Source organism: Sandaracinobacter neustonicus (genome assembly GCF_006385875.1).
GTDB lineage: Bacteria > Pseudomonadota > Alphaproteobacteria > Sphingomonadales > Sphingomonadaceae > Sandaracinobacteroides > Sandaracinobacteroides neustonicus.
The window spans coordinates 111,581-118,110 of record NZ_VFSU01000029.1 but is presented as its reverse complement, the minus strand read 5'-3'; the positions used below and the strand labels follow the sequence as shown (position 1 = coordinate 118,110).

Sequence of the window (6,530 nt, the reverse complement as noted above, 5' to 3'; positions counted from 1 at the left end):
GTAGAAGAATCGGGCTTCTTCCAGCCGCTCATAGATCGCGGGGATCGCGTAGGCGGCGTCAGCCCGGAAGAACCGGCCGCAAAGGTCGCGCTCCGCGTAGCGGGCGATGACGGGGTCGAGAACGTCCCGCCAGCCATCGGCGCTGTGGACGTTGCCATGGCGCAAGGCGCAGCGCTCCAGCATGCCGAACTGGTTGAACAAAAAGTTCGGGTGATAGCAGGTGCAGTCGAAATGCCCGTTCCAGGCCGCGCCCTCCTGATCGCCATGGGTGGGGCTGACCGAACTGTCCATGTCCAGAACGATGTACTTCAGCCCGTTACGGTCATGGAACCGGTCGATCCATTGGCCATTCAGGTCGGCCAGCGCGGCACGGTTCTCGGGCTGTGCCAGTGTCTCGGTCTCGAACCGTCCCATCTGCGAGGCCGAGGCCGCTTGCGCATCGACAGCCCTTCCACCCACGACCTGGCGCATCACCGGATCGAGGGCCAGGCGGTCGGCGTCGTTCACATCCTCGTATCCGGCCAGTCGCCCGAACACCGATTGCCGGAACAACCCGTCAAGCCGGTGGACCGTGTTCTTGCCGCGCCGGGTGTCGCGCAATGCTTTTGCCGCCAGATCGGACAGCCCGAGCGCGTCATCCAGCTCGCGCATCACCAGCAGGCCGCCGTCGGAACTGAGCTGCGCACCTCGGAACTCCACATGCACCCGGCGGTCGAACTCGACCCGATCTGCCCGCTTCGAACCCGCACCCTCTGGGTGATCCATCAAACGCGCCCCTCACGGCCATCAACACCATGATTTATATCGGAAATATTGAGATCCTGACAGCAAAATCAGCGATTTACTTGGGGAATGTGGGTTCAAGACGGATATCGCCCGCAGCTTCGCGCTGGCCGGCGGCGACCTTGAGGTGAAGTGGGGCGGCAAGGCCCGCCTGCGCCACAAGAGCCAGACGATGACCTACAGCATCTATGACGGCGTGACCGGCGGGCTGACGCTGGCCGACGTGCTGGGTGAGCCAAGCTATGGGCTGGCCGATATCGCGCCGGTGCCCGATCTGGAAAAGGTGCGGGACTTCTTCACCACCAACCGCAGCAAGTTCATTCTGAACGATGACGACACCGAGTTCGCCAACGCGGCGGAGAATTATGACGCCAAGGAAGATGTGCTGGCGACCTATCTGCAGGGCCGTTACCAGACGGAGACGCTGCGGCTGGTGGCCGGTCTGCGGCTGGAATCCACCGATGTGAACATGCGCGGCAATCTGCTGGAAGTGAGCGACGGTCCGCTGATCATCACCCCGGTGCAGGCGCGCAACCATTATGTGGACTGGCTGCCCAGCGTGAACCTGCGCGCCGATCTCGCGCCCAGCCTCGTGGCGCGGGCGGGCTTCTATGGCTCGCTGTCCCGCCCCAGCTTCGGCAAGATGGCACCGCGCTTCGCGGTGGAGGACGATGGCGACGAGCGCGATGGCGAGTTCGGCAACCCCGATCTGAAGCCCTATCGGGCGTGGAACGGCGACGCGACGATCGAATATTATTTCGCGCCCAAGGCCGTTGTGCAGGCGGGCGTGTTCTGGAAATCCATTCAGGACTTCATCGTCGATGCGCGGTTCGAGAACGGCACGTTGTTCGGCATCCCGTTCGACACCGCGACCATGGCGATCAACGGCGACAGCGCCCGCGTGATCGGGCTGGAGGCCAGCTATTCGCAGGCCTTCACCATGCTGCCCGCGCCGTTCGATGGCCTGCTGGTGAACCTGAACTACACCTTCACCGATGCGAAGGGCACGCTGGAAAGCGGCCGTCGCATTCCGCTGCCGGCTTCGTCCAAGCACACGTTCAACGCGGTGCTGGGCTATGACAAGGGCATCTTCTCCGCCCGGATCGCAGGCGCCTATCGCGACGGCTATCTGGACGAACTGGGGCCGGAGCCGGACGAAGGCGAGATGTCGCAAGACCGGTATGTGCGGCCGCACTTCCAGCTGGACCTTTCCACCAAGCTGCGCGTGACCGACAATTTCCAGCTGTTCGCGGAACTGGTGAACATCAACAACGCCAAATACACCGCCTATACCAACGGCGTGAATTACCGGCGGCTGCTGCAATATGAAGAGTATAAGATGACCGCGAAGTTCGGCGTGAAGGCCAGCTTCTGATGCGAGGCCTGCTTGTGGCGGCAGCGCTGATGGCGGCGCTGCCCGCCACGGCGCAGCCGGTTCCCTCTGCGGCACAGCCGGTGATCGACCTGACGGGCGTGGCGGCCCCCGCCCGCCCCGGCAAGCCGTTCGCGGCGCGCAACCTGCCGGATCGCATCATCCTGACGCCGGGGGCGGACCCCTCCACCGCCATGGCGGTGAGCTGGCGCACGGACATGGCGCAGGCCGATGCACTGGCCGAGATCGTGCCGCTGCTGTCGTCTCCGGGCTTCGGTGCGCGGGCGAAGCCGGTGACGGGCAAAAGCTGGGCCACCACCAGCGAGAATGGCCCGGCCACCTATCATCAGGCCCGTTTCGATGGGCTGACGCCCGACACCGCCTATGCCTATCGGGTGAAGGGCGCGGCGGGCTGGAGCGAATGGCAGCAGTTCCGCACGGCCTCCGCCGAGGCAAAGCCGTTCAGCTTCATCTATCTGGGCGACACGCAGAACCGCATATTGGACATCGGATCGCTGGCATGGCGGCGCGCCATCGTGCAGGCGGGCAACCCGCAACTGATGCTGCACGCGGGCGATCTGGTCGCCAGCCGCGACGATCTGGTGCATGATGATGAATGGGGCGAGTGGGCAGCCGCTGGCGGCTGGACGCTTGCGACCATTCCGCAGGTGCCCGCGCCCGGCAACCATGAATATGTCGACGTGCCGCTGCCGAACGGCAAGGAAGGCCGCAAGCTGAACCCGCACTGGCCACTGGCCTTCGCGCTGCCCGGCAATGGTGCGCCGGGCGTTGAAGGCACCAGCTATGTGCTGGATTGGCAGGGCGTGCGCTTCGTGGTGCTGGACGGCACCTCCGCCATCGATCTGGGCACGCTGGAGGCGCAGACGCGCTGGCTGGACGCGAAGCTGGCGGAAAGCAAGGCGCGCTGGAACGTGGTGCTGTTCCACCAGCCCATCTTCACCTGCGCCCGGCCGAAAAACACGCCTGCGATGTACAAGGCGTGGAAGCCGGTGCTGGAAAAGCATCGGGTCGATCTGGTGCTGCAAGGGCATGACCATTGCTATGCCCGGCTGACGGACGAGCGCGGCAAGGCGGCCTCTGCCACGGCGCGCGGCGCGGGCGAGCCGGTGGGGCCGGTCTATATGGTCTCTGTCGCGGGGGCGAAAATGTATGGGCTGAACGATCGGTCCGGCACGCAACCGGATCGGGTTGCGGAAGACACCAGCCTGTTCCAGACGGTGGACGTGTCGGCAGAGCGGCTGAAGGTGCGCAGCTTCCTGAACACCGGCCGCCTGTATGACGGCTTCGATCTGGTCCGGGGCGCGGACGGGCGGAACCGGCTGGAGGAACTGCCGGAAACGCTGCCCACCGTGCGCCGCTGCACCGGCCCGGCGCAGGCGGTGGATGCGCCGATGCCACCGAACCGCATGGGGCCGGACGGCCTGCTGTGCACCGCCGAAACGAAGGACTGAGAATGCGTTTTGCCCCGCTTGCCCCCGTTGCCCTGCTTGGGTCTGCCGCGCTGCTGGCTGCCTGTAACAAGCCTGCCTCCGCGCCCGCGCCGGAAGCGGAGATCGTGACAGTCTCCGTTCCCGCCGCCGCCGAGACGATCGTGACGGACAACCCGACCGTGGATGCGGACGACCCCGTGCTGTGGCGCGACTCGGCGGACCCGAGCCGGGCGCTGTGGATCGGCACGGACAAGTCCAAGGGCCTCTATGTGCATGATCTCGCGGGCAAGCAGCTGCAATTCTTCCCCGAAGGTCCGATGAACAATGTGGATCAGCGCGCCTTCACCGCAGGTGGCCGCCCGCAGGTGCTGGTGACGGCGGCGGATCGGGGCCTCTATGGCGTTCGGGCGTGGCTGCTGGACCCGGCGACGCTGAAGCTGACGAGCTGGGGCCATATGCCGACCGAGGCCGCGTTCGGCGAACCCTATGGCTTCTGCATGGGCCAGTTCGGTGGCAAGACCTTCGCCATCCCCAACACCAAGGCGGGCGCGGTGCACGCCTATGCGGTGAGCGAAGGCAAGGACGGCAAGCCCGCCATGACGCTGGCGCACCAGTGGAAGCTCTCCAGCCAGACCGAGGGCTGCGTCGTGAACGACGCCACCGGCGACCTCTATGTGGGCGAGGAAGATGTCGGCATCTGGCGCATGAGCCTCGCCGATCCCAAGGCCGCGCCGGTGAAGATCGCAGCCGTTGACGGCAAGAAACTGGTCGCCGACGTGGAAGGCCTGACGCTGATGCGCGACGGCGGCCGCACCTTCCTGATCGCCTCGTCGCAAGGCGACAGCGCTTATGCGGTGTGGGAACTGAAAGGTGGCGATTACCAGTGGGTCGGCCGCTTCCGCGTGGCCGGGGGCAAGATCGATCCGGCGACCGAAACCGACGGCATCGACGCCTGGAGCGGCCCCATCGCGGGCTACCCCGAAGGCGCAATCGCCATGCACGACACCTGCGACGGCGACGGCCCGAACGACCCGCCAGCCGCCGTGTGCACAAGCGACACGAAGCAGCAGAATTACAAGCTGGTGGACTGGCGGACGGTGAAGGCGGCGCTGGGGATCAAATAGGCTTTTGGCCGGGGGCGAGCCCCCGGCCTAGCCCTGAAGCGCGGGGTTTTCCGGCTTGTTGCGCGCCAGCACCAGCAGCGCGGCGCCTGCCAGCAGGGTGGAGAGCAGGAACGGCATTCCGGGCAGCGGCAGGATGGGGTTTTCGCCGGAGAAGCGGCTGAACACCAGTGCGAACAGCGGCGGACCGAGGATGATGGTGAGCGAGGAGAGCGTGGCCAGTGCGCCTTGCAGTTCGCCTTGTGCGTCGGCCGGGGTGCGCTCCGTCATCAGCGCCTGCAGGGCAGGGACGGCAAGCCCGCCGAGTGAGCCGATGGTGAGGCCGAGGTAGGCGAGTTCGGGCTGATCGGCGAAGAAATAGACGATATAGGCCGTGGAGCCGAAGGCGATTCCGATGACGGCGGTGCGCCATTCGCCGAACCGCTTCACGCTGCGCCGCACCAGCAGGCCGTTGACGATGATGGCCATCACGCCGACATAGGTAAGGGACAGGCCGATCCCCAGCGGGCTCCAATTGTAGCGATAGGCCGTCACATAGCTCCAGATGCCGTGGAGGGACTGGATCGCCAGCATCCAGAGAAAATAGACCAGCGCAAACCGCCGCAGTTCGCCGCCCAGCCGCCCCAGCTGGCGGACGCTGCCCACGACATTGGCGCGCCGCCAGTCAAACGGCCGCCGCCGTTCGGGCGGCAGGCTTTCGGGCAGCAGGAAATACCCCATCAGCATGTTGCAGCCGGCCATGCCGGCGGCGACGATGAACGGCCAGCGCGGGTGCAGCGATCCGATCAGCCCGCCGATGGCGGGGCCGAGCACGAAGCCCAGACCGAACGCCACCCCCAGCAGGCCGTAGGTCTGCGCCCGGCGCTGCGGCGGGGTGATATCCGCGATATAGGCGTTGGCGGTGGCGATGCTGGCGCCCGTCATCCCCGCCAGCGTGCGGGCGAGGAACAGCACCCACAGCGCGGGCGCGAAGGCGACGATCAGCATACTGATGGCGAATCCGCCCATGGAGGTGAGCAGCACCGGCCGCCGCCCGAACGCATCGGACAGGCCGCCCATCACCGGCGAAAACAGGAACTGCGCCAGCGCGTAGGACATGATGATGAGGCCGCCGATCCCGGCCGCGCCGGAAAGATCGACATGGCCGAGTTCAGAGACGAGGGAGGGCAGCACCGGGATGATCAGCCCGAAGCCGATCACGTCCATCAGCACGGTCAGCAGGATGAAGGTGAGCGGGCCGCGCGGAACCTTTGGGCTGGCAGGAGGCGCGCCGTCAGGTGTCGTCAAGCGCCACCGCCGGCTGCCGCATCCGGCCCCAGCTTGCCGTGCACGCGCTCATAAGCCTTCATGTCACCCGCCGCGAGCAGCCGCGCCTGCGACTGCCACTGGTCGCGCGTCGGTCGGCCCTGAAACTGGCCCAGTTGCGAATCGACCAGCGCCAGCTGCGCCGGGGTCCAGCCTGCGATCTGGCTGTAATGGAACACCCCCAGCTCTTTCAGCAGCGCCTGCATCTTCGGGCCGATTCCCTTGATCTGGCCAAGGTCATCCGCCTCTCCGTTCGGCGCGGGGAGGAAGGGCGAGGGCGTGCTTTCCGGCGGTGCGGCAGGTGCCGGCGGGGCGGCGGGTTCCGCCGCCGGGGTTCCGGCGGCGGGGCGCTTCGCCCGCAGCAACGCGAAGGCGACAGTGATCACCGCCACGATCAGGGCGCCGATCAGGATCAGTTGAACGTCTGTCATGCCCCGCTCCTAGAGCGGGTCTCGTTTTGATTGCATCAAAACGGCCGCTCTATCTCTTTGTTTCCCG

At 66.3% G+C, this 6,530-nt stretch carries 5 protein-coding genes and 1 pseudogene; 3 read left to right on the top strand and 3 right to left on the bottom strand.

The features are described 5' to 3' along the window. Nucleotides 1-765: pseudogene (locus tag FJQ54_RS13025) on the bottom strand (IS1380-like element ISKpn23 family transposase); the annotation flags it as partial. Nucleotides 766-910: 145 nt separating this feature from the next. Here FJQ54_RS13025 and FJQ54_RS13020 point away from each other — a divergent pair. The 3 genes from FJQ54_RS13020 to FJQ54_RS13010 are packed head-to-tail and all read left to right on the top strand — an operon-like array spanning nt 911 to nt 4,730. After that, nucleotides 911-2,158, top strand: coding sequence for a TonB-dependent receptor domain-containing protein (locus FJQ54_RS13020; protein ID WP_140928852.1), 1,248 nt, complete (start codon nt 911-913; stop codon nt 2,156-2,158). Next, the gene (locus tag FJQ54_RS13015; RefSeq protein WP_140928851.1) at nt 2,158-3,627 is read left to right on the top strand and encodes a purple acid phosphatase family protein; all 1,470 of its coding nucleotides are present in this window, start codon (nt 2,158-2,160) and stop codon (nt 3,625-3,627) included. The genes FJQ54_RS13020 and FJQ54_RS13015 overlap by 1 nt, the downstream gene beginning before the upstream one ends. Nucleotides 3,628-3,629: 2 nt before the next feature. Continuing rightward, on the top strand, nt 3,630-4,730 hold the full coding sequence (locus FJQ54_RS13010) for a phytase (protein WP_140928850.1): 1,101 nt from the start codon (nt 3,630-3,632) through the stop codon (nt 4,728-4,730). Nucleotides 4,731-4,757: 27 nt separating this feature from the next. Here FJQ54_RS13010 and FJQ54_RS13005 read toward each other — a convergent pair whose 3' ends face one another. Together FJQ54_RS13005 and FJQ54_RS13000 are read right to left on the bottom strand one after the other, a co-directional pair. Continuing rightward, nucleotides 4,758-6,014 (bottom strand): TCR/Tet family MFS transporter, encoded by a 1,257-nt coding sequence (locus FJQ54_RS13005; RefSeq protein ID WP_140928849.1) that lies wholly within the window; start codon nt 6,012-6,014, stop codon nt 4,758-4,760. Next, complete coding sequence (locus FJQ54_RS13000; protein WP_140928848.1) at nt 6,011-6,463, bottom strand: hypothetical protein; 453 nt, start codon at nt 6,461-6,463, stop codon at nt 6,011-6,013. Before FJQ54_RS13000 ends, FJQ54_RS13005 begins: the two co-directional genes overlap by 4 nt. Nucleotides 6,464-6,530: the final 67 nt, after the last annotated feature.

What these genes read in the sequence shown, in the direction of transcription:
- FJQ54_RS13000 (WP_140928848.1), bottom strand. Translation starts at nt 6,463, where the DNA reads ATGACAGACGTTCAACTGATCCTGATCGGCGCCCTGATCGTGGCGGTG.
- FJQ54_RS13015 (WP_140928851.1), top strand. Translation starts at nt 2,158, where the DNA reads ATGCGAGGCCTGCTTGTGGCGGCAGCGCTGATGGCGGCGCTGCCCGCC.
- FJQ54_RS13010 (WP_140928850.1), top strand. Translation starts at nt 3,630, where the DNA reads ATGCGTTTTGCCCCGCTTGCCCCCGTTGCCCTGCTTGGGTCTGCCGCG.